20 protein-coding genes are annotated in these 23,247 nt (G+C 50.5%); 12 read left to right on the top strand and 8 right to left on the bottom strand.

Annotated elements, in window-relative coordinates:
• The first annotated feature begins 37 nt into the window (after positions 1-37).
• The 5 genes from cysD to eno all read left to right on the top strand — a co-directional run bounded on the left by cysD (position 38) and on the right by eno (position 6,502).
• On the top strand, positions 38-946 hold the full coding sequence (gene cysD, locus PsAD13_RS16535; protein WP_057466276.1) for a sulfate adenylyltransferase subunit CysD: 909 nt from the start codon (positions 38-40) through the stop codon (positions 944-946).
• The gene (cysN, locus tag PsAD13_RS16530; protein WP_063300579.1) at positions 947-2,872 is read left to right on the top strand and encodes a sulfate adenylyltransferase subunit CysN; all 1,926 of its coding nucleotides are present in this window, start codon (positions 947-949) and stop codon (positions 2,870-2,872) included. It begins immediately after the preceding gene.
• Positions 2,873-3,086: 214 nt separating this feature from the next.
• Complete coding sequence (locus PsAD13_RS16525) at positions 3,087-3,677, top strand: hypothetical protein (RefSeq protein ID WP_063318862.1); 591 nt, start codon at positions 3,087-3,089, stop codon at positions 3,675-3,677.
• A gap of 511 nt (positions 3,678-4,188) precedes the next feature.
• A complete protein-coding gene (gene kdsA / locus PsAD13_RS16520) occupies positions 4,189-5,037 on the top strand; it encodes a 3-deoxy-8-phosphooctulonate synthase (protein WP_057466280.1) in 849 nt (282 codons plus the stop codon).
• Between the two features lie 190 nt (positions 5,038-5,227).
• A complete protein-coding gene (gene eno / locus PsAD13_RS16515) occupies positions 5,228-6,502 on the top strand; it encodes a phosphopyruvate hydratase (protein ID WP_057466281.1) in 1,275 nt (424 codons plus the stop codon).
• Positions 6,503-6,983: 481 nt separating this feature from the next.
• Here the strand turns inward: eno and PsAD13_RS16505 are convergent, their stop codons facing one another.
• The 4 genes from PsAD13_RS16505 to PsAD13_RS16490 form a co-directional block, all read right to left on the bottom strand.
• Positions 6,984-7,640 carry a DsbA family oxidoreductase gene (locus PsAD13_RS16505; RefSeq protein ID WP_057466283.1) on the bottom strand — a complete coding sequence of 219 codons (657 nt, stop codon included), beginning with the start codon at positions 7,638-7,640 and terminating at the stop codon, positions 6,984-6,986.
• A gap of 105 nt (positions 7,641-7,745) precedes the next feature.
• Positions 7,746-8,987, bottom strand: coding sequence for a hypothetical protein (locus PsAD13_RS16500; RefSeq protein ID WP_063318860.1), 1,242 nt, complete (start codon positions 8,985-8,987; stop codon positions 7,746-7,748).
• An 8-nt stretch (positions 8,988-8,995) separates the two neighbouring features.
• Positions 8,996-10,669: a class I adenylate-forming enzyme family protein gene (locus PsAD13_RS16495; protein ID WP_063318859.1), complete on the bottom strand. Its 1,674-nt coding sequence runs from the start codon at positions 10,667-10,669 to the stop codon at positions 8,996-8,998.
• 116 nt (positions 10,670-10,785) lie between these two features.
• Positions 10,786-12,648 carry an extracellular solute-binding protein gene (locus PsAD13_RS16490; protein ID WP_063318858.1) on the bottom strand — a complete coding sequence of 621 codons (1,863 nt, stop codon included), beginning with the start codon at positions 12,646-12,648 and terminating at the stop codon, positions 10,786-10,788.
• Positions 12,649-12,948: 300 nt separating this feature from the next.
• Here PsAD13_RS16490 and PsAD13_RS16485 point away from each other — a divergent pair, with 300 nt between their 5' ends.
• Entirely contained in the window at positions 12,949-13,563 is a 615-nt protein-coding gene (locus tag PsAD13_RS16485; protein ID WP_057466286.1) for an invasion associated locus B family protein, read from the top strand.
• A gap of 114 nt (positions 13,564-13,677) precedes the next feature.
• Here PsAD13_RS16485 and hspQ read toward each other — a convergent pair whose 3' ends face one another.
• The 3 genes from hspQ to PsAD13_RS16470 all read right to left on the bottom strand — a co-directional run bounded on the left by hspQ (position 13,678) and on the right by PsAD13_RS16470 (position 16,357).
• On the bottom strand, positions 13,678-14,010 hold the full coding sequence (hspQ, locus tag PsAD13_RS16480) for a heat shock protein HspQ (protein ID WP_057466287.1): 333 nt from the start codon (positions 14,008-14,010) through the stop codon (positions 13,678-13,680).
• A 212-nt stretch (positions 14,011-14,222) separates the two neighbouring features.
• Positions 14,223-15,260 (bottom strand): CoA ester lyase, encoded by a 1,038-nt coding sequence (locus PsAD13_RS16475; protein WP_063318857.1) that lies wholly within the window; start codon positions 15,258-15,260, stop codon positions 14,223-14,225.
• 203 nt (positions 15,261-15,463) lie between these two features.
• Positions 15,464-16,357 (bottom strand): lipid A biosynthesis acyltransferase, encoded by an 894-nt coding sequence (locus tag PsAD13_RS16470; protein ID WP_063318856.1) that lies wholly within the window; start codon positions 16,355-16,357, stop codon positions 15,464-15,466.
• 201 nt (positions 16,358-16,558) lie between these two features.
• Here PsAD13_RS16470 and PsAD13_RS16465 point away from each other — a divergent pair, with 201 nt between their 5' ends.
• Positions 16,559-17,509, top strand: a complete 951-nt coding sequence (locus PsAD13_RS16465) for an AEC family transporter (RefSeq protein ID WP_063290825.1) — start codon at positions 16,559-16,561, stop codon at positions 17,507-17,509.
• Here PsAD13_RS16465 and PsAD13_RS16460 read toward each other — a convergent pair.
• Positions 17,506-18,768, bottom strand: a complete 1,263-nt coding sequence (locus tag PsAD13_RS16460) for a UbiH/UbiF family hydroxylase (protein WP_063318855.1) — start codon at positions 18,766-18,768, stop codon at positions 17,506-17,508. The genes PsAD13_RS16465 and PsAD13_RS16460 overlap by 4 nt on opposite strands.
• Positions 18,769-19,039: 271 nt before the next feature.
• Here PsAD13_RS16460 and PsAD13_RS16455 point away from each other — a divergent pair, with 271 nt between their 5' ends.
• The 5 genes from PsAD13_RS16455 (at position 19,040) to uraH (ending at position 23,243) form a co-directional block, all read left to right on the top strand.
• Entirely contained in the window at positions 19,040-19,945 is a 906-nt protein-coding gene (locus PsAD13_RS16455; RefSeq protein WP_063311220.1) for a DUF2182 domain-containing protein, read from the top strand.
• Positions 19,946-19,983: 38 nt separating this feature from the next.
• Positions 19,984-20,679, top strand: a complete 696-nt coding sequence (locus tag PsAD13_RS16450; RefSeq protein WP_063296918.1) for a CDP-alcohol phosphatidyltransferase family protein — start codon at positions 19,984-19,986, stop codon at positions 20,677-20,679.
• A 160-nt stretch (positions 20,680-20,839) separates the two neighbouring features.
• On the top strand, positions 20,840-21,817 hold the full coding sequence (locus PsAD13_RS16445) for a quinone oxidoreductase (RefSeq protein WP_063318854.1): 978 nt from the start codon (positions 20,840-20,842) through the stop codon (positions 21,815-21,817).
• 26 nt (positions 21,818-21,843) lie between these two features.
• On the top strand, positions 21,844-22,773 hold the full coding sequence (locus PsAD13_RS16440; RefSeq protein ID WP_063318853.1) for a LysR family transcriptional regulator: 930 nt from the start codon (positions 21,844-21,846) through the stop codon (positions 22,771-22,773).
• Positions 22,774-22,889: 116 nt separating this feature from the next.
• Complete coding sequence (gene uraH / locus PsAD13_RS16435) at positions 22,890-23,243, top strand: hydroxyisourate hydrolase (protein ID WP_063318852.1); 354 nt, start codon at positions 22,890-22,892, stop codon at positions 23,241-23,243.
• Positions 23,244-23,247: the final 4 nt, after the last annotated feature.

Here is a 23,247-nt window from a genome sequence, read left to right as displayed (position 1 = left end):
GGCTCAAGACTTAACGACACGTCCTTTGGAGACCGTGATGGGCATTGATAGCCAGTCGCATTTGCGACGACTAGAAAACGAGAGCATTCATATTATTCGCGAGGTAGCGGCAGAGTTTGACAACCCTGTGATGCTTTACTCCATTGGTAAAGACAGCGCGGTGATGCTGCACCTTGCTCTTAAAGCCTTCTATCCTTCCAAGCCTCCATTTCCTCTACTGCACGTGGATACCACGTGGAAGTTTCAGGAGATGATCACTTTCCGTGATTACACGGTAGATAAATATGGACTGGATCTGATCGTTCACACGAACGAAGAGGGCGTCAAAAACAACATCAATCCATTTGATCACGGCAGCTCCAATTATACGCACATCATGAAAACGGAAGCGCTGAAAGAAGCGCTTACGCAATACAAGTTTGATGCAGCTTTCGGTGGTGCGCGGCGTGATGAAGAAAAATCGCGCGCAAAAGAACGCGTTTTTTCGTTCCGTTCTGCGAGCCATGGTTGGGATCCTAAGAACCAGCGCCCGGAACTGTGGTCACTTTATAACGGTCGGATCGCCAAGGGTGAATCTATTCGCGCATTCCCGCTCTCCAATTGGACTGAGCTGGACATCTGGCAGTACATTCTGGCTGAAGGCATCGAAATTGTACCTCTCTACTTCTCTGCCAAGCGACCCGTGGTTGAGCGGGATGGCACTTTGTTGATGTTGGATGATGATCGCTTTCGTTTGGAACCAGGTGAGAAAGTTGAGCAACGGGATGTTCGTTTCAGAACTCTTGGATGTTATCCGCTGACAGGGGCTGTGGAATCCACAGCTGATACTCTTGAAGATATTGTGAGTGAGATGCTCATTGCACGGACTTCTGAACGTAGTGGTCGCCTGATTGATCATGACAGCTCCGGCTCAATGGAAAAGAAGAAGCGTGAGGGGTATTTTTAAATGAATAAGATCGCGCCAGTGGCAGAAGCATTTGATCTGTCCACCTATATCAACTCACAAGAGTCCAAAAGTTTCCTGCGGTTTTTGACTTGCGGCAGTGTCGATGATGGAAAGTCCACGCTTATTGGTCGCTTGCTCTATGACACCAAGCTGATTTTTGAGGATCAGCTGGCAGCGCTTGAGAAAGATAGCCGCAAGCACGGAACTGTTGCAGACGAAATTGATCTTGCACTGCTCGTGGATGGCCTTGAGGCTGAGCGGGAGCAGGGGATCACAATTGATGTTGCTTACCGCTTTTTCTCGACTGAAAAACGGAAGTTTATTGTTGCTGATACACCTGGGCATGAACAGTATACGCGGAACATGGCGACCGGGGCGTCAACGGCAGATCTTGCAATTTTGCTGGTTGATGCGCGCAATGGACTGCTAACGCAGACACGTCGCCATGCGTTTATTGCCTCATTGTTGGGCGTGCGTCATGTGGTTCTGGCGGTCAACAAGATTGATCTCGTTGACTATGATCAAAAGCGGTTTGAAGAAATCAAGGCGGATTTTGAGAGCTTTTCATCTGGTTTTGATTTCGACAGTAGTGAAGTCATTCCGCTTTCTGCGCGTTTTGGTGACAATGTAACCACCAATAGCGAGAAACTCAGTTGGTTTACTGGCCCGACTTTGCTTGAACACCTTGAAAATGTTGAACTTGGTGAAGAGCACAGCGAAGCAGCGTTCCGTTTTCCAGTTCAGTGGGTGAACCGTCCAAATCTGGATTTTCGCGGATATAGTGGTACCGTTCGTGGTGGTTCTGTCAATGTCGGTGATGAAGTTGTCGTTGCCCAGTCTGGCAAAACCAGTCGCGTTGAAAAGATTGTCACCATGGATGGTGATCAGCTGCGAGCTGATGATGGTCAATCGGTTACTCTGACATTGGCTGATGAGATCGATATTTCTCGTGGCGATGTTCTGGCGCCAGCGCACTCACGACCTGATGTAAGTGACCAGTTTGCCGCTCATCTGATCTGGATGTCTGAAAATGCAATGCTGCCGGGGCGTCCATACCTTTTGAAGTGTGGTACTAAAACCATCGGGGCAAGTGTTACTGAGATCAAACACAAGGTAGATGTGAACACGTTTGATCATCATGCGGCAAAGCAGCTGGCTCTTAATGAAATCGCGTTCTGTAATTTGGCGCTTTCTGAAGCAATTGCGTTCGACCCGTATGAAGCAAACCGGGATACTGGCAGCTTTATTCTTATCGACAGAATGACGAATGAGACTGTTGCTGCTGGTCTGATCTGGTTTGGACTGCGACGGGCAACTAACGTCCATCGTCAAGCCCTGGATGTGAACAAGAAAGCGCGTGGTGGTCTTAAAGGACAGAAGCCTGCCGTTCTCTGGTTTACAGGGCTTTCAGGTTCCGGGAAGTCGACCATCGCGAATGCGGTGGAACAGAAGCTACTGAGCCTTGGGCGGCATACCTATCTGCTTGATGGCGATAATGTTCGTCATGGTCTGAATAAAGATCTTGGATTTACCGATGCTGATCGCGTTGAAAACATCCGCCGAGTTGCTGAGATATCCAGGCTCTTTGTGGACGCAGGGTTGATCACACTGGTTTCCTTTATCTCGCCATTTAAGGCTGAACGTCAGCTTGCTCGTGATTTGCTGGATACGGATGAGTTCTTTGAAATCTTTGTCGATACAACTCTGGAAGAGTGTGAAACACGTGACCCTAAGGGACTTTATGCCAAGGCCCGGAAAGGTGAGATTTCCAACTTTACCGGGATAGATAGTGCTTATGAAGCCCCTGAGGCTCCGGAACTGCATTTGAAAACTGCAGGGCGCACTGTTGAGGCTCTGGCTGATGAGATCGTCGACCGCTTGCTTAAAGATGGCTATATTGGCTCGGACAATACCTGGGTCATCTAAAGCACCAGTAGGTTTTTGAAATTTGAAGCCGGGGACGAGAGTTCCCGGTTTTCAGTTTCAAGTGAGCGTTTTATCAGCCAGGGTTTATGCCAATCTTTCCGAATTGCTCTAAGATTTTTTTACCAAGGTGAGACCTCGTAATTTTTCGCAGGGTCGATATCAGGTAGTTTCTCGCTGCGTTTGTGCTGTTATGGCAAAACAGTTGGAGGAATAAATGCCAAAGGCTCTCAAAAAATATAAGAATATCAAAGAGTTCTTGAGTGGTGTGTCTGCTTTTCAGAAAGAAATGGAAAAGAAACATAAGCTCCCGGCTAAAGATGTCGCTAAATACGGCAAGTTGACGAATGATAAAGCGGCTGTCGAAAAGGCCTACATGAAACTCGTCGAGGATGAACCGAAGCTAAAGAAAATTTCCGCTGATATTGAAACAGGTCAGAAAGCCCTCAAATCTCTTGCGAAAGCGCAGGACGACTATATCAAGGCACATAATTTGGTGGAACAAATCACCAAGGGAATGAAAACTTTGGAAGCTGAAGCCGGTGGAGACAAGAAAAAGCTCATTGGCGTTGAAAAGTATCAAAAACTTCGCCAGCATTTAGATACCGCTAACAAAGGTTATGATGCCGCTGAAAAGAAGATTGCTCAGGTGACCGCGCTCCAAAAGCAAGTTGAGCGGTTTCAGGATACCTATGAGAAAGAGCGCGACAAAATAGCAAAGAATTATGGGGTTACCTTAACAACAGATGCGAAGAGTTTGATTGTTCTTATGGGGAAGACTGCCGAAATGTCTATGGTTATTGGATGACGCTGTTTTAACCTAGTGGATGGTTCGCGTGGCTACACTGTTTCTGATGGTTCGCTTTTGTGTTGGCGCTGTTATGTTTCATTTAAGCTCAGTGTGGGTGGCAACGTATAGATTGGCCGGTTGCCACTCTCTTCAATGCAATATGAAGCATCAATGAGCTCATCAAAGAATGTGTTTTGAACCACAGGCTTTGGCTGCTGAAAAGGTAGCCATCCAAGTTGAAGCGTAGCACTCATCTACTCACTGATGAGATGCATTCTATGTACTGCGTGCTTTGGATGACGCTGTTTTAACCTAGTTGCTAGATATGCATTGGACCAAGTAAGGCGGTGATTGGTGCTCCCCTATGAGTCTTAAGTTTAGCGTTCACAGACTTGGAGGATCGACTGCAAGATCTGCGTATGTCAAAGGTCTCTGTGGAACGCATCGCATCGTTCCTCCTCTTGTAATTTGGAGCCAAAGCGCCTAATCAACTTTTGGATTATATTCACGCCTTTAAGGAGATCTCTTCGTGTCTCAACCAAATTCAGAAGTTTCAGTTGGAAACGCTGTCTTTTCAAATGATAAGCCGTTTTCTCTTATTGCTGGACCATGCCAGATGGAGAGCCGCGCACACGCTATGGAAATGGCTCAGGCTGTCAAAGAAATTGCAGAAGAGCTGAACATAGGTTTGGTTTTCAAAGCGAGCTACGACAAGGCGAACCGGACCAGCCTCTCTGCCAGTCGCGGTATGGGCATGGCCAAAGGTCTGGAGGTTTTTGCGGAAATCAAAGAAACCTACGGCTTGCCAGTGATTACGGATGTGCATGAGCCAAACCATTGTGCGCCAGTTAGTGAAGTTTGCGATATTTTGCAGATTCCAGCTTATCTGTGCCGCCAAACTGACCTTCTTGTTGCTGCTGCGAAAACCGGTAGAGCGCTGAATGTGAAGAAGGGACAGTTTCTCGCGCCCTGGGACATGAAAAACGTCATGACCAAAGTGGTTGAGAGTGGCAACTCCAATGTAATGCTGTGCGAGCGTGGCGCAACATTTGGCTACAACACACTTGTTTCAGACATGCGCGCTCTGCCGATTATGGCGGACATGGGTGCTCCGGTGGTGTTTGATGCAACTCACTCTGTACAGCAGCCTGGCGGCCTTGGTGGTACATCTGGTGGGCAGCGCGAGTTTGTTGCAACACTGGCACGTGCTGCTGTTGCCGTTGGTATTGCAGGCCTGTTTGTGGAGACACATGACGATCCTGACAACACCACGTCATCTGATGGTCCGAATATGATTCCTCTAAACCGACTCAAAGACTTGCTGCTGTGGCTGCAAGAGTTTGACCGGATCGCGAAAAACGGAAGTTTTACGCTTTAGATATTTCACGGCACCTAAGGAAAGTGACAAAATACTGCGTTTTTACGTAGAGGTGCGACAAAATACATTCGTTTATTCCCAAGGATTTACAGAAGGGTACGGTCTCTTCTCTTCCTTGGGGGCAGTACCTCGGGTAAAAGCTCTTAGAGCCAAAATTCCACACTCTACAAGTACATTGGAGTACTCTTAGATGACTGCTATCATCGACATTATTGGTCGCGAAATCCTTGACAGCCGCGGCAACCCAACTGTTGAAGTTGATGTGCTTTTGGAAGACGGCTCCTTCGGTCGGGCTGCAGTTCCGTCCGGCGCCTCCACTGGCGCATTTGAAGCTGTTGAACGCCGCGATGGCGGTGAGCGTTACCTTGGCAAGGGTGTCGAGGACGCTGTAGAAGCTGTAAACGGTGAGATCTTTGATGCTGTGGGCGGTATGGACGCTGAAGACCAGATCAAAGTTGATCGTGCTATGATCGAACTTGACGGTACCGAAAACAAAGGCCGTCTTGGTGCAAACGCTATTTTGGGCGTTTCTCTTGCTGTTGCGAAAGCTGCTGCTGAAGCGGCTGCGATGCCACTTTACCGCTATGTGGGCGGTTTTGGTGCACGCACGCTGCCAGTTCCGATGATGAACATCATCAACGGTGGTGAGCATGCTGACAATCCAATCGATTTCCAGGAATTCATGATCATGCCAGTGGGCGCAAGCTCTCTGCGTGAGTCTGTTCGTATGGGTTGTGAAATCTTCCATACGCTCAAAAAAGGTCTTTCCGCTGCTGGCCACAACACCAATGTGGGGGATGAAGGCGGTTTTGCTCCTGGTATCGGTTCTACTGATGAAGCGATCGGTTTCGTTCTGAATGCTATTGAGAAAGCTGGTTACACCCCTGGTGACGACGTGATGCTTGCATTTGATGCAGCTTCCACCGAGTTCTACAAGGATGGCAAGTATAACCTGAAGGGCGAAGGCAAAATCCTTGGTTCTGATGAAATGGTTCGCTACCTTGAAGATCTGGTGAGCAAGTACCCAGTATTCTCCATCGAAGACGGTATGGCTGAAGAAGATTGGGATGGCTGGAAGTCTTTGACCCAAGCGATCGGCAATAAGTGTCAGCTGGTAGGTGACGATCTGTTCGTGACCAACTCCGAGCGTCTTGCTCGCGGCATCAAAAACGACACTGCAAACTCCATCCTCGTGAAAGTGAACCAGATCGGCTCTCTGACTGAGACCATGGAAGCTGTCGATATGGCGCACCGTGCAAGCTACACTTCTGTCATGTCTCACCGTTCAGGTGAAACCGAAGACAACACCATTGCTGACCTGGCAGTTGCATTCAACTGTGGCCAGATCAAAACAGGTTCTTTGTCCCGTTCTGACCGTATGGCTAAGTACAACCAGCTTATCCGTATCGAAGAAGAACTGGGCCTCCAAGGCGTGTTTGCTGGTCGTTCTATCCTGCGCGGATAAGACCTTCAGCATTTGCTTGAAATTAAGAAAGCCGGTCCATTTGGGCCGGCTTTTTTGCTTTCTACATCCTGATGAAAATGCCGTACAAAAAGGTTCCGACTTTGAATATGAACCACCCTGCAAATAGATAACCCCACATATACGGGACGGCTAGGAATCCCCATGCCGCCATCAGACCGAGATCATACAAAGAGTGCCCAATATCAATCCCATAAATGATGCAGGGGCTTATACCTTTCGATGAAAATGAACAGTCAGTGCTCGAACTAATCACGAAGAGCGCTGCAATACTTGCAAGCCAAATGGCAATGGGAGTTATTAGCAGCGCGATGAAAGTCCTAAGGCTCATGCATGTAAGATTATACCTGCAAGCAAAACAGAGCCACTATTGAAATCCAGCAGTTGAATATGTGGCTTTGTTGTTGCGCTTGGAATTTATCTTCAGCAGCTCGTTGAGCGCATAAAGACGCGGCTACTTCTTTTAATCGCCAGTTTTTGTTTCCTCGGCGTGGCGGATTGCTGCTGCGAGTGTTTCGGGATTTTCTGCTCCTGCCACTGCAAAGCGGCCATCTATGATGAAGAAGGGAACGCCTGTTACGCCAATTTCATGAGCACGGACCACATCTGCTTCAACTTCTTTTACGTCCTGATCCGTGTTCAATAGATCAGAAACCAGCTTACTGTTGAGGCCTGCGCGTTCGGCGGCGTTGGTCAGGACTTGTTTATCGGTCAGGTCAGCGCCTTCTGTGAAGTAAAGCTTGAACAGCTCTTCGACCATCGCGTCCTGCATGCCTTCAGAACGGGCCCAGCGGATCAACCGGTGACTGTCGATTGTGTTTGGGGATTTCGTGATTGCCTCAAACTTGAAGTCAATTTCTTCTGCTGCACCGGCATTGCTTACCTGAGCGTAGATCTCTTTTGCCCGTTCAGCTCCGCCAAACTTGTCTTCCAGATATTTTTTGCGATCCTTGCCTTCTTTGGGAAGGGTCGCATCAAGTTGGTAGGGGTGCCATTGAACTTTTACGGTGCTGTCTGGTAGCAGCATCAAGGCTTTCTCCAGTCGGCGTTTGCCGATGAAGCACCATGGGCACATGACATCGGAGATAACATCAATGACAATCGGGGCAGTAGTAGACATCTGTATTCTCAGTTATGGGTTTGTCGCGTTAGCTCTACAATCTATCAGGAATATCCGATAGTTTTCCATGAAAACTCTCACAGTTTCGTGAGGAGGTGGAAGAGCTTATCCGTTGCCCAAGCCTGTGGTGCGTACCATGACGAGCACGCGGTTGGAGAGCTGTTCCATGCCTTTTTTGCTGCGCAGAACGGCGACAGGTCCACGGCCTTCAATGTTAGCAACAAAATCTTCATCACGGCAAACGGCCATAGCTATGGAAAGGACAGTTCCGCTCCAGTACATTTGATGCTGCGCAAATGCCTGGGGGTTGCTGCCAGTGAAACGTTCTATGAGTTCAAGAAGATTGAGTTCGTAGATGGATTCACCACGGCGTTTCGTGGATTCTTCCAAGAGTTTCAGGTAGTTGAGATATTTTTGCTCGGAAAGGAAATCATCATTATCCTGACGCGCAAGCCATTGGCTGGAAACAGTCAGGATTGCATCGGTCAAACGCTGGCGTCTGCCTGCGCGCAAGGCGCTGATGATATGACCCGTGAGCGCTTTGTCTGAGACCTCACCGAGCAGGACATCAGTTGCACCTGCTGAATAGAGGAGGTGTGCGGATTCTTCGTCAACGCTATGGGCAAGTATGGGCAGGTTGAAATAGCGCGGGTCAGCTCGCAGGCGCTCAATCTCTTCGCAAGCTTGCCATGCGGGCATGTCGATCAAGACAGCTTCAAATCGGCGCGCTGTCAGATAATCTTCCGTCATATCGGAGGAGAAACCGCTGACGATTTCTACAGGCATATCCAACAGAGCTTGTGTGCGTCCAAAGTGCTTGCCAAACCCGGCAACGAGTAGTCCCGCAGATTTTAGTGGGCCAAATTCGATCTTATACTCTGGCAATGGACCAAATAGGCCACGGCGCAGGCGCGCTTCCTCAGCTCTGTTGGCAAGACGCCTCAAACCGGCAATGCGTGGCAGCAATACATCTGGTGGTATTGCATCACTCACAGTTGCGCTTGGCTTTAAATCCAGCGGAACAGGCGCACTGCCACTTGTAATAATAAGAAGTGGAACTTCGACACCGGGGCCTTTTCGGAATTGCCTAATGGTTTGCGTGAGTTCATCAAGCTCAGGAGGGTTATCTTCCTGCCATGGCAAAAGAATGCATATGGGAAGAACGTTTGCACCCTGTAGCTCGTCGATAAGCTGTGCGCTGGTTCGAACTGCGACCAGACGATCGGATAGCACGGTCAAAGGCTCCAACATATCAAAGACATGATTTTGCACCGGTGCGATCAGCAGGATTTTGCCCCAACTGGAATCGTGCGTTTCAGTCTCTAATGGTTGGCTATGATCGGCCATTCATCCTCTCAGGCAACCGCTTCCACCGGTTTTGGCTGGGAGCGTCTGGTCAATTTCTGTCGGTCTACAGTACCACCTTCTGTCATTGGCAATGCGCGGAGTGACAGAATTCTATGTGGCATCATTGTCAGGCTGACGCGTGATGCGTCGAGGTAGGCGTAAAAGGCTTCCACATCAACGAGAAGGCCTTCTGACGGTACCACCGCGACCATAAGGCGTGCACCCATTAATTCATCTTCTACCAGAAAAGCAGCCGCTTCTTTTACCCCCGAGAATTCACTGTATATTTCGTCGAGACGTTCCAGCTCCAGCAAACCGGGCGCTTTTTGACCGGGCGTTCCAAAGCCATGAATTGCTCCAGTAACGTCATGTACGCCAACAGGGATTTGAGTAATCAGCCCATGTTCATTTTGCTCGTTGCTGAAGAATGTCAGATGAGATTCGTTGGTCGGCCAATCTGCGTCCGGGACCATCGCACCCTTGAGTTTGAGGTGGTATCCGGGCGCTGTTGTCGAAGCTCCCTGTGAATTTTCCTCATTTATTTCAACGGGATCAATATTAATAAGGCACGGGCCGTGGGTGGATGTGCTTGGGGCAAACTGGTTGCCCGGAATGAGGGGGACAGGCTCCTCAGAGGTTCCTCGCAAATGTGCCACCAGTGCATATTCATCCAACACATGGAGGTCTGTTACGATGCCTTTAGCTTTGTATTTGGCAGGCGTTGGAGAGGTGATTGCCCATGTGGCAACGGTGTTTGTTTTCCAGCCTTCCAAGGCCCCATCAATGTGAGAAGCAAGCGGTCCAGGGGTTAAAATATAATTTGCCTCAATAGAGCGTGCGTGATCCGTTAATGTGGATAAAGCATGTGGATGATGGAGATGCAGCGTCCCTTCGCTCAGTAGCCACGGGACCAAACCGGCGCCAATTCCGGTAATTCCGCACAAAATATACGGCAGCAAAATCCGTGCACCTGGCTCCAGTCTTGTCTCAAGAAACGGCATGAGGCCTGTGGAGACCCAGTGGTTATGACTGCGTGGGATTGGGCTGATTTCAGATCCAGAGTGAACCCAGGTGAGTGTGGCAACATGATTGGCAGGTGCGCCGTCCCGTTCTACCACCGGCTCCGGGAAGGAATCCCCACTCTCAGCCAGCATGGGTGCCATATCGATGAGGCCGTCGGGAATGTCGCTGCCGAGGCCAAAAACGAAACGCAGAGAGAAAAAGTCAGCGGCAGCGTCGCGCGCTTCTTCGCCTAGCATGCGGGTTTCAACGCGATCTGCTGTGATCAGTGCTTTGGCATCTACTGTGCTGAGTGCGCGTAAAATCTCAGAGTGGCGCCAGTGCAGCGGGAAGGGGGAAACAATCAGGCCAGCGCGCAGAGCTCCAAGAATGCAAAGAACATTATCGACTGTATTGGGAGATTGGAGGCCCAAAATGTGGTCGGGTTCCATCCCTACAGCTGCGAAGAAGCCAGCAATTCTGCTGATTTCCTGCTCTGCTTCGGCATAGGTCAGGTGGCGTGGCTTGCCGCCTGTCCATGTTTCTCTGTCGGGTGCATCGACCAATGCCAAGCGGTTTGGATGTTTTTGCGCAGCACGCCGGAACAGCATATCAAGAGTGATATTGCCCCAAACTCCAGTTGTGCTGTGGTTTGCAATGGCATCGGTATTTGACAGTATCATTTAAGGTAAGTCCGCTAAGCGACTGAGAAATTAGAGATTCGACAAGTTGGTTAATAGACACTTTTGTTGAGTAGGCTGCCTTCATCAAGAACGCAGCCTAATTTTTATGTGTTTATCTACTCTTTAGGCGCATCCCACCAGTTGTCGAACTGCATGCCGTAAAGCGGTGATTTGGCGGGATGCTCAACGGTTGTCCATCGTGCAACCCACTCAGCAGGGGCGTGATAGAGTGGAATTGCGTAAAAGCCCGAGATCAGAACACGGTCAAATGCGCGGACTGCGGCTACAAACTCCTCACGGGTACGGGCCGCGACCATGGCATCGATCAATGCATCGATTACAGGTTCTTTTGCGCCAACGATGTTTCTGGAGCTCTTGGTGTCTGCTGCCTGAGATGACCAGCGCGCATATTGCTCACCACCGGGAGAAAGGGAAGCAAACCAAGTGTTGAAGAGGGCATCAAACCCAAAAGATGCGCGGCGTTCTTCGAACTGGGCGGCGTCGACGGTTCGCACTGAGATTTCGATACCCAGAAGTTTGGCTGTGCGCTGCAATGCAAGCGCGACTTTCTCTTCGTCCTGAACGCGAACAAGAATTTCAAAGTTGAGCTGCTCGCCGGATTTTGTGTTGATTAGTTTGCCTTGATCAAGTTTATAGCCAGCCTGTTTGAATAGGCTCAGTGCGTCGAGTAGTACCTTGCGGTCACGCCCTGACCCATCAGCCTCGGATGGGCGCCATGTTCCTGCCAAAACTTCGTCTGTGACCACATTCGGGTATGGTTCAAGAAGTTTCTTTTCCAACTCGTTAGCCGGGCGTCCAATGGAGGAAAGTTCAGAGTTGTCCCAATATCCGTCTGTACGTTTGTACAGTCCGTTGAAGAGGGTTCTGTTGATCCATTGGAAATCTAACAGCATGCCAAGAGCTTGACGGACGCGTTTGTCAGAGAACTGGGGGTGACGGGTGTTGAACGCAATGCCGGTCATGCTCGGTGGCGTGCCACGTTCAAATACGTCTTTGACAACCTTGCCTTCTTCAAACGCAGGAAAGTCACCCGCATTCTCCCAAAGGCTTGGATTGCCATAGATGAGCGCTTCCGTGTCACCTTTGCGGAACGCTTCCTGCAAGGCGTTATAATCTCTGAAGTAATCAACGGTCACTTCATTGAAGTTATCGAAGCCGATTTTCTGTGGCAGATCTTTTGCCCAATAATCGTCGCGGCGTGTGTAGGTGGTGCGTCTACCAGGGTCGATTTCAGAGAAAATGTAAGGGCCGGTTCCGATTGGCGGTGTCAGCGTGGTGTTGCCGAATGTTTCGGGATCAGTCGTGCGGCTGTTGAAAATAGGGGCCAGAGCAATGAGCAGTGGAAGCTCGCGGTCGCTGCCATCTTTAAAATGCAGTTTTACGGAATGTGCCCCCGTCTTTTCGAACTTGACGACTTTACCATACCAACGCGCATAAGGCGGGCGGCCATGGTCGCGGATGGTTTCAAGAGAAAAGATAATATCTTCAACGGTTAACGGGTCACCGTTGGAGAATTTTGCTGCAGGGTTCAGGCGAAATTCGATCCAGTTTCGCTCGTCCGGCATGCGCACAGCTTCAGCAAGGTGTGTATATAATGTGAATGCTTCGTCATTGGTGCGAAGAAGGAGGCTCTCCAGAATGAAAGAACCCATCTGACGTTCCTTCATGCCGCGTGCGGATGTCCATGCCCCTTTGAGAGCAAAGGAATTAAGACTATCAAATGTACCTTGAACGCCGAGAGAAAGACGACCGCCTTTAGGAGCTTCCGGGTTTGCATAGGGCAGGTGAGTATAATCTGCTGGCAGCGCAGGTTTCCCATGCATTGCAATGCCATGGCTCCAAGGAACGGTATCCTGAGCCAGTGCAGTTGAACAAGCTAATGTTGCCATACCGGAAATGACAACAAGCCCTTTCGTAAAATTGTTTATTCCATTCACATAGGATCGGAATTTAGTCATTAGAATTTCTCCTAGGGCGTCCGCAGAAACTAGCAATAATACGATTCTGAGGAAATTTCAGCCTACGAGGCTTTGGAAAAGGACAGTAACCACCCCAATCTATAGGTGGAAAAATGGTTCCGAGGCGTTTAAAGAGTACATAAGTAGCATTTAACAGAAGCGTTGCCTTTTTTTCAGCTCTGTTCTGAGTATGCTTGGCGCCGAACAAGCAGTCAAAACACTGTTGAACTTAAAAAATGGTTGCTGCGTAATTGCCGGAGGCATCGTTTTGCACCGGATCAAACTTTGAGGAAATTTGGGATGGCCGTTAATTTTAAGGGCGTTCTGACTGGTGGGATTATTGCAGCAATGGCCGCTGTTGGCTTTGCAGGCACCAGTGTTGCACAGAATGCACAGGCAGACGATGCTTGGGTGAAAGTTTGTAACACTGATCCAAAATCCAAGAAAGAATTTTGCCTTATCACACAAGAACTGCGCACGGACACAGGCCAGTTCCTAGCTCAAGCTGTTGTGCGTGAAGTGACCGGCGAAAGCCGCAAGCTGCTGCATCTTGCTGTTCCTCCAGGAATGCTGATTCAGCCTGGTCTTCGTGTACAGGTTGATGGTGGCAAACAGTCTGAAGCTAAATATACAATTTGTTTTCCAAACGCTTGTATTGCCGAGATGGTTATTGATGACACCTTCATCGGTGGCCTGAAAAAAGGTGGCAAGCTGATCATTACTACGTTGAACCAGCAGGGTAAGGCACGTCCATTCGACCTTACTTTGAAAGGGTTCACCCGTATTTATGATGGTGAAGCTATTAAGCCTGAAGAACTCCAGGCAAAGCAGGAGCGCCTGCAGTCTGAACTTCAGAAACGTGCTGAAGCCGCTCGTCAGAAGCTGATTGAGCAGCAGCGTCAAGCAAACCAGTAATTTGGTTTTTGCTTTAAGAAATAAAAAACCCGAAGGAGTTTTCCTTCGGGTTTTTTATTGATTTGATGACTTTGAAAAGATGCGGTTTCCATGAAGAGAATTCAGGAACCATCTTTAATGAATTTCCACATCCTTGACGATGTAGTCTCCATCGGTGGTCTCATCAAAAAACTCATCGACCTGCGGGTGTCTCACAGGTTCGCCACTGTCGTCTTTTTCCAGATTCTGCTCCGAGACATAAGCAATGTATTCACTCTCAGCGTTTTCAGCGAGAAGGTGATAAAAAGGCTGGTCCTTGCTTGGGCGTGCTTCTTCGGGAATTGACTCCCACCACTCTTCTGTATTGTCGAATGTGGGATCAACGTCGAAGACTATGCCACGGAACGGGTACAGGCGGTGACGTACGACCTGTCCAATTCTGAATTTCGCGGTTCTAATTGTCTCCATAATCCACCAAGCTTTCGAAGATACTGTATCTTGTCAGGGCGCCTTAAAGGTCATGCCATGCGCTTATTGTCAAGCTATATAGCGCAGCAAAGAGGCGAGAGGCAGCACAAACCGATCAAAATGTGACGTTTGGGGATGAATAGCTCCTCACATTTCATTGATATGCACATCCGCATGGTTGAAGAGTGGCGCCGACCACTCTTCAGGATTGATTATTGGAAAGATTCTGCCAAATCCGGGTCTTTTGAGATGACCAGATCAGCCAGATCACAGATCACCTTGGCCTGTTTCCAGGTTGCATCATCCTGCATTTTCCCATCCAGCATGACTGCGCCGGTTCCATCCGGCATTGCTTCCAGAATCCTGCGAGCAAATTTCACTTCATCTGGCTCTGGTGAGAAGACTGATTTTGCAATGCCAATCTGGCTTGGGTGCAATGTCCAGGTTCCAAGACAGCCCATGAGGAATGAGTTGCGGAACTGGGCTTCACATGCGGCTGGGTCGCTGAAATCTCCGAAAGGTCCGTAGAAGGGTTTAATGCCTGCAGCAAGGCATGCATCTACCATTTTGGCTACAGTATAGTGCCATAAGTCTTGCTGGTAGCGTGTACGCGGTGCGTCGCCGTCGGCATCTGCGAGCACCTGATAGTCAGGATGGCCACCGCCAACGCGAGTTGTCTTCATGCCGCGGGAGGCCGCGAGATCTGCTGGGCCGAGGCTCATGCCATGCATGCGCGGACTGGCTGTGGCGATGGCTTCTACGTTGTTGACGCCTTCAGCCGTTTCCAAAATAGCGTGGATCTGGATCGGTTTTGTCACACCTGCCTTGGCTTCGAGCTGAGCGAGTAGTTGATCCAGATAGTGAGTGTCCCATGGGCCATTCACTTTTGGCAGCATAATCACATCAAGCTTGTTGCCGCAGCGGGTCACGATTTCGGTAATATCATCCAGAACCCATGGGCTTTCCAGTGAGTTGATGCGCGTCCAGAGCTTTGTGGTGCCAAAGTCATTGTCGTTGGCCATCTGGATGAAGCCTTCGCGGGCATTGAGCTTTTCGTCGGCTGGGATCGCATCCTCCAGATTGCCGAGAATTACATCTACTTGTGAGATTATCTGCGGGATCTTTGCACGCATCTTTTCGATATGCGGCGGCACGAAGTGGATCATGCGCTCCAGTGCGACAGGCGGCTCAGCAAACGGTGTTGGGGCACCAATGGCCAGAGGCTTATAATAGGAACGATAGGTTTTCATCTGGCTAGCTCCCTCCCGAGCCGAAATTGAAATTCAGAGGGGAGTATACAGAATATTGTGCGGTGCAAAATCAGCTCTTTGGGCTAAGTCCTGAAGCGGTCAGTCTTTAGTTAGAACTGATTGTAGGGCTTTAGCTTTTGCCGGAGCGTGTCTTAAATCTAAACCAGCTCCAGCATTTGTGAGATACACCGTGGGGGAGCGGGCTAAATCCACTTCTTCATGATCCACATCCATTGGGATGGTTCTTCGCGGATCCATTCTTCGAACTGATCGTGTACTGCCTGCGTTGTGGTGATGGCATCCTGTACACGGTCTTTGGTGCGAGCTACTGGAATTTCTTTGGCAATGATGTCGAAGCGGGAGCCTTTTTTGCGGCGAGCAACCACAGCGATGAGACGCTTGTTCATGGTGCGGGCAAGCGCGGCTGGAATGTGCGTTGCTGCTGACGGTTGCGTGAAGAACTCAATTTTGACACCGCGATGGTCGCGTACGTCTGCGACGAAGGCAACGGAGCCCTTTTTACGCAGGATTGAAATGATCTTTGTGCCGGTGTCGTGGCCTTTGCAAAACAGGCCAAGCTTATAGAGGAAATTGCGTTTTTCGACCAAATACCCTTCCGAGTAAGGGTTCTTCAGTTTTTGATAGACACCTGCGAGCGGGAGACCAAGTTCCTCGGCTTTGTCGGAGACAACCTCCCAGTTGCCGGAGTGCATGGTTACAAGAACGGCGCCTTCACCAACCGAGGGTTCAAAGACCTCTGGATTTACGTAGGTGACGCGGCTCGGATCCTTGTGGATTTTGGAAAGTAAAACGGTTTCAGCAGAGACACGACCAAGGTTTCCCCACATATCCCTGATAATTTTATCCGCTTCATTGAGCGTCATTTCCGGATAGGCGGCCATGATGTGCGCTTTGGCACGGGCATGCCTATGGGTCATGGGGGCGATCAGACGCCACATGTTTCCCATGAAAGCGGAGGACCAATCCAGCGGCATAGAGCGCAGAATTCCGCCGATAAATCTTAGAGCCAGCCATTCAGCACGAAAGCTGAGCTTCTCGCGACGTGTCAGTGGGCGACGGGATTTTTTAGCTTTCATATTGGCCTTTGGGCGGATGGAGCTTTCCAGTTCCGTTTACTCGCATACTATAGTGTCGTAGTTGCCGGTATGCCAACCTCTGTAGAATGGCTATATACGCTCAACTCGGACATGGTGATTAGCCAATCAGCATTTCAAAAGCAACTCATTCTCCAGTTGGATGCGGAGAACACTAAAAAATTGCATGGGGAAATGGTTTAGATGCTCAATGTTGTTAATTTGGCAATGCCATTTTTCTTGCTCATCTTCCTGGGGTTTGTTTCTGGTCGCGGTGCGAAACTCTCACGAGAGGGTTTGTCATGGATGAACTTTTTCGTGATCTATCTGGCTCTGCCTGCGCTGTTCTTTCAGTTGCTCTCTGAAACGCCGCTGGAAGAACTTGCCACCTTTGACTTTGTCGCAGCGACCACATTTTCCACCTTCGCCATGTTTGTGCTGGCTTATGCTTTTGCGCGCTTCATATTGCGCGGCAGTATCGGTGAGGCGACTGTGCAGGCACTGGTTGGTTCCTATTCCAACATTGGTTACATGGGGCCGGGCGTTACGCTTGCTGTTCTTGGGGCAGGGGCGGCGGTGCCGACAGCTTTGATCCTGTGTTTTGATACAATCTTGTTGTTCATTCTCGTTCCCATGATGATGTCGATTGGCGGGGCGCGGAACATTAAGTTTGGGCCTTTGGCCTTTGAGATTTTCAAGAAGATCATCACTCACCCGTTTATTCTTGCGGTGTTTGCGGGAATTCTGGCTGCTGCAATTGAGTTCAAGCCACCTGTTGCACTCGACCAGACCATCTCGTTTTTGCGACAAGCTGCGGCACCTTGTGCATTGTTTGCCATGGGGGTGACGATTGCCTTGCAGCCAAGCCGGAGAACGGCGAAGGAACTGCCGGTCCTGTTGCTTATCAAGCTGGTGGTGCACCCAATCCTTGTATTTGTGCTGCTGGAGTGGATTGGTGGCTTTGACAGTCTGTGGGTCTCAACAGCTGTTCTCATGGCGGCATTGCCGCCAGCTGCGAATGTTTATGTGCTAGCTCAGCACTACTCGAGTTATGTCGAGCGCGCGTCTACAGCCGTGCTTTATGGAACGTTGGCCTCTGTTATTACGTTGCCAACGCTCATTTATCTCATTCAATCAGGAATCCTGGTGCCCTAATTGTCCTGCGCGCGCATAAGTGTTGGCAGGTTCCAGGACGGGGCAATGCCTTCGCGCATCAAAAGGCGGCGTACGAGTGGGATTCTGGAGGCTGTGTAGAGCCCCAGACTCCGAAGCATCTGAACAGGCAAGGCATCCGTCAGTAAAGACCTGTTGAGCAAATCTACGGCGGTTGTGCGGCTGATGACATCTGCTTTGCGGCTGCGATCATACTTCTGCAGCAGCTCAGCAGACCCCATATCTGCCTTGGTGTGCTTTGCGTTGGCCAGCAGTTCTGTCGCAACGGCTACATCGCGCAGAGACAGATTGAGACCCTGGGCCCCGATTGGCGGAAAGGCGTGCGCTGCCTCACCCATAAGCAGTGAGCGATTGCCACTCATGTGAACGGCTGTCAGGCCGGAGAGTGGGTAGACCTGCCTTGGGCTTGCCAGTTTAAGTGAACCCAGAACGAACTTGCTGAGTTTTTCCAGTTCGGCTTCGAGGGCTTCGTCCTTATAGTTGTTCAGCTCTTCGGCGCGTTCTGGCGTTTCCACATAAACAAGGGAAGAGGTCTTACCTGGCAGCGGGACCATGGTGAATGGGCCAGTGTTGCGGTGGAACTCGGTAGAGATGTTGTAATGCGGCAGGTCGTGTTTGAGATTGAGAACGAGTGCCGCTTGCGGGTACTTCCAGTTTTTTGTCTCTATGCCAGCGGAGCGGCGAACCACAGAATTTCGTCCATCTGCGCCGATGACGACATGACAGCTGATGTCTGGCGTATTGCTTAGTTCAATGGTGGCTTTGTGGTCGTTGCTGGCGACGTTTTTGATCGTGTCTTCGACAAGCTCAATGAGCTCGTTGTTGTTCACAAGATCAAACAGCACCCGGTTCAAATCCTTGTTGAGGATGTTGTAACCGAAGGCAGGCAGGTCCAGTTCCGAGGCGGAGAATGTGGTTTCCGGTGCGCGCAAAAGGCGATCTGTGCCGTCGATCAAGCGCATCTTTTCCAGCGGTGTAAACGCTGAACGTAAGTCTTTCCAGATGCCGATATTATCGAGAAACTGGCGGGAGGCATCCATCAGGGCGGTGGTGCGGGCGTCATTGAGGTTGACTGGTGGGCCGATCAGCACAGTTTCCAGTCCATTGCCGGCAAGGGCAAGGGCGGCGATCATGCCAGCCGGGCCAGTGCCGATTACAGCGCAATCGTAGCTCTTTTCCTGCGACGGCGTGAGGTCGTTGTTTTTGCCTTTGGTGCTGTCTGCTGCAAGATTGGCTGCCATTTTTTCGTTCCGCATTTTGTTTGCGTTCTATTACCCAAGTATCTAGGGGATAAAACCTATCGGTTTCAAGGTGCCGCACGCGGATAGTCCCCTAGTGAAAGCGGAGAGGTCTGGTTGCGCCAGCTTCATCATGTCGCAGGTTCCAGTTTAGATTTGAACTAAATCAATGTCGCATTGGGACTATTACTGGTCTATTAGAGAAGCTGCATAAATTGCGCCGGTTCCGGAACCGCAGAGTTTCGGCCTGTCCTGATTGATTTTGAGGTTGGTTATGTCAGTTACCAGTCCGAAGACGGATTTACAGTTGTCCTATCGGCTCCCGTACATTGTGCTGGGTGGTGCTGTGGTTTTGGGCTGGGTTTATCTGGCTGCCATGGTTATCGACATGATCTCTCGCATGGATATGGGCGAGATGGGCCCGGGCATGGAATTGTTCAATCAGTTCAACATGTTCCAAGGCCTGCCGGAACATGTGCGTGTTCAGCTTGCCTCGCTGTGTTTGCCATTGGCTCAGGAAGCGTTTGGGATGCCAGCGCTGGTGAATATGGGCCTTTACGACTATTTTCTGCTGTTTGTGATGTGGTTCATGATGGTTCTCGCCATGATGTTGCCGACTGCTATGCCGATGCTACAGACCTATCATGAAGCGCGTGGTGGCAAGGCTATTTATGTGGTGGCTGGCGGGTATCTGGCTATCTGGGTTGCATTTTCCGTTGTCGCGACTGTTGCTCAGGGCGTGCTGCATGAGCTGGGTGTGATGAGCCCGATGATGATGCCGGTGTTTTCTACACTGACGATTACAACTGTCATTGCAGCCGCGATCTATCAATTTACGCCTGCCAAGCAGGCTTGTCTTGACCGGTGCCGGACGCCTAATGTTGCATTGGCTCTGCATTCCGGTGAGCAAAAGCAAAGTGCCTTCCAGTTTGGAATTGAGCAAGGTTTGTACTGTTTGGGGTGCTGTTGGGCACTCATGGTGCTTATGTTTGCAGTGGGAATCATGAATATTATTTGGATCGCGCTGCTTGGTCTCATAATGACACTTGAAAAAAAGAGCAAAACACCGTTTACAAGCTATGGAATAGGTATCGCACTTCTGCTATGGGGCGGTGCAAACATCTATTTCGCTCGGGCGGACTTACCTCTTATTGAAGTTTTGGGCGATAGATTGTTCTAAGTGGTACCTTCACTTAAAGAATAACAAAGGACCCAAAGTTGACCGGTCAGACCAACTCCCGGCTGTTCCTCATTCACATCCTCACCGCATTGGGGGCCCCCATTGCGTTGCTTGCGCTTGTCGCTGGAGCGAACGGCAATCTGCCTATGATGTTTTTCTGGCTCTGGGTGGCACTTGTTGTCGACGGGCTGGATGGTCCTTTAGCACGTAAATATGACATTCAGAATCGCTTGCCGCGCTGGAGCGGCGTTATTCTGGATTTAGTGATTGATTACGCGACCTACGTTTTCCTGCCTGCTTTCGCGCTATACCAAAGCGGCCTTCTCTCAGAGTTCTGGGGACTTTTGTCTGGTGCTGTCATTGTGTTTACCGGCGCGATCTACTTCGCTGACGGCAACATGAAGACTGAAAGCGGTGGCTTTCTTGGATTCCCTGGTGTCTGGAATATGGTGATTGTTGTGCTGGTTGCACTGCAGTCTCCACCATGGATCATCATTGGCATGGTGGTGCTGTGTTCTGTGCTGACGTTTGCTCCTGTCGAGTTCGTCCACCCGGTGCGCACCGTCAAGTGGCGGCCGCTGACCCTGGGCATTCTCATTGTGTGGAGTGCTGCACTTGCGGTTGCACTTTATCAGGATTTTATTATCGATAACTGGTTGTTTGCGCTGATCACGGCAACGAGCCTTTATCTGTTTTGCGTTGGGGCTGTTCATCAGCTGTTTCGTAAGATGTGATTCTCGATAAGTGAGTTTTTTAAAAGCCCGGCCAATTGGTCGGGCTTTTTGCTTTGATGCTTGCATTTCTCAGAGTGGAGCATGGTTTTCCCAAAGGTGCTTGCAAGTTAGCGGCATTCTGTCCAAACTCCGCCTCCAGCTTTTGTAAGGGAAAATCCATATGGTCTTTGCTGTTCGCGTTGAAAAAACTGGTGATCCGTCCGTTCTGACACACGTGGATGTGGACCTGCCTGATCCGGGGCATGGAGAAGTTCGGATCAGGCACACTGCGATCGGGCTCAACTTTATTGATACCTATTTTCGCTCTGGCCTTTATCCGGCACCAAATGGTGTCCCGTTTATTCCTGGCAATGAGGGGGCAGGGATTGTTGTTGCGCTTGGGCAAGGCGTGACCGGGCTCGCTCTTGGGGACCGTGTGGCATATGCAGGACCGCTGGGGGCTTACAGTGAAGAGCGTAATATTCCCGCCAGCGTGCTTGTGAAGATCCCCGAAGGTGTGAGTGATGAGCAAGCGGCGGCTTTAATGTTGAAAGGCATGACCGCACGCTACCTGCTGCGCGAGACCTACAACGTGGGAGCGGATACGACTTTGCTTTACCACGCAGCGGCAGGCGGTGTAGGGCTTATCGTTGGTCAATGGGCGTCGGCCCTTGGTGCAAGGGTGATCGGGACAGTCAGCTCGGAAGAAAAAGCGCGGCTGGCTCAGGCCAATGGTTATGAGTATGTGATCAATTACAAGAGTGAGGACTGGGTAGCGCGGGTGCGTCAGATCACTGATGGGCGTGGCTGTGATGTGGTTTATGACAGTGTGGGCAAGGATACTTATCCTGCATCGCTGGATTGCCTTCGTCCACGTGGGCTTTGGTGCTCTTTTGGACAATCGTCCGGGCCGCTCCCTGAGTTCAACATGGCCATCTTGTCTCAGAAAGGCTCATTGTTTGCGACGCGGCCGACGCTGTTCAATTACATTGCGGAGCGCTGGGAGCTGGAAGAGACGGCTGGGGACCTGTTTGCTGCTGTGGCTGACGGGACAATTAATATTCAGATCAACCAGCGTTACAGCCTGAAGGACATTGCGCAGGCGCACTGCGATCTGGAGGGGCGTAAAACCACCGGTGCAACAGTGATTATCCTCTAAATACGTTTGAGGGATTGGGAGGATTGATGGATCGGTCGCGGTATCTTTACGGCCCAGCGCTTCGCTATTTCGCAGCGGCTGCGGAAGAGAACTCCATTCGGGCGGCGGCGCGCAAACTCAATGTGGCGTCCTCTGCGGTGAACCGGCAAATTCTTACGCTGGAAAAGCAGCTTGGAATGGAGCTGTTTGAGCGCGTGGGGCGCACGATCCGTCTGTCTTCATCAGGTGAAATTCTACTGGCACATATTCGGCGGACTCTGTCTGATCTGGAAGCGACCGGTGCGGAACTGGATGCGCTTAAGGGTCTTCGTCGTGGTGTGGTTTCCATTGCAACAGTTGAAAGTGTGACCGAGGCGCTGTTGCCTGAGGTGATTGCGCAGTTCCACAAGGATTACAGCGGCATTCATGTGGATGTGCAGGTGATGGGGGCTGAGCGGGTTGCGCAGGCCGTTGAGAAGGCTGAAGTGGATGTAGGGTTCACATTTGAACCACCGGATACCGATGCGCTTAACATCACCTACAAGAAGGCATTGGAGATTGGGGCGATCATGGCTCCGACGCATCCGCTTGCTGACGAAGAAAAGTTGAGCCTTGCACAGTGCTTTGAGTATCCGGTTGCCATGCCAGCGCGCGGGATCTCTATTCGTGCCCGGCTGGACGTGGCGCTCTCTCACAGTTCCATTGGTGGGCAAAGTAGTGTGGAAGCGAACTCTCTGCGGTTTATGAAGCACTTGGTGCGCTCAGGTGAAATGGTGGCGTTTCAGACGGTCATTGGGTTGGAGGAGGAGCTGGCGAGCAAGCGGCTGCTTTTCAAGCCCCTTATTGATGAGCAGCTGACACGCGGCCATTTTTGCGTCATCACCTCGTCTTTGCGTGGGCTTGCACTGGCGCCAGCAATTTTTCTTGAGCAAGCGGAGGCAAGATTGGAGAAGATTCTGCCTAAAGTTGATGCCTAAATGGCATCATGTATGACACTTTTTTGTTCTTTTGTTATCATAAATAGTCGTGCACTCTGTAGTTTCACTTAGATTCTGGCATCTATTGCAGTTGCCATTTGAAAGACGAGGCAACTATGGGGCGATTGACCACCCACGTTTTGGACAGTGCTCAAGGAAAACCTGCAGCAGGGCTACGGGTTGAGCTGGTTCGTGTCGATGGGGACAGCTTCTCCAAAATCGGTGTATTCTCGACCAACAATGACGGGCGTGTGGATGGGCCGTTGCTGGAAGGTGAGAGCCTGACTGCAGGCACTTATGAACTGCGGTTCCATGCTGGTGACTATTTGCGGGCTGAGGGTATTTCTCTTCCAGAACCTGCGTTTCTTGATGTGGTGCCGATCCGCTTTGGTATTGCGGATGTGAGCAGCCACTATCATGTGCCGCTGCTGCTTTCTCCCTTTGGTTACACCACCTACAGGGGGAGCTGATTTG

Origin of the sequence: Pseudovibrio sp. Ad13, assembly GCF_001623225.1 — a bacterium.
Lineage (GTDB): Bacteria > Pseudomonadota > Alphaproteobacteria > Rhizobiales > Stappiaceae > Pseudovibrio.
Note: the sequence above shows the minus strand (reverse complement) of the source record. Positions and strands in the feature narration are given on the sequence as shown.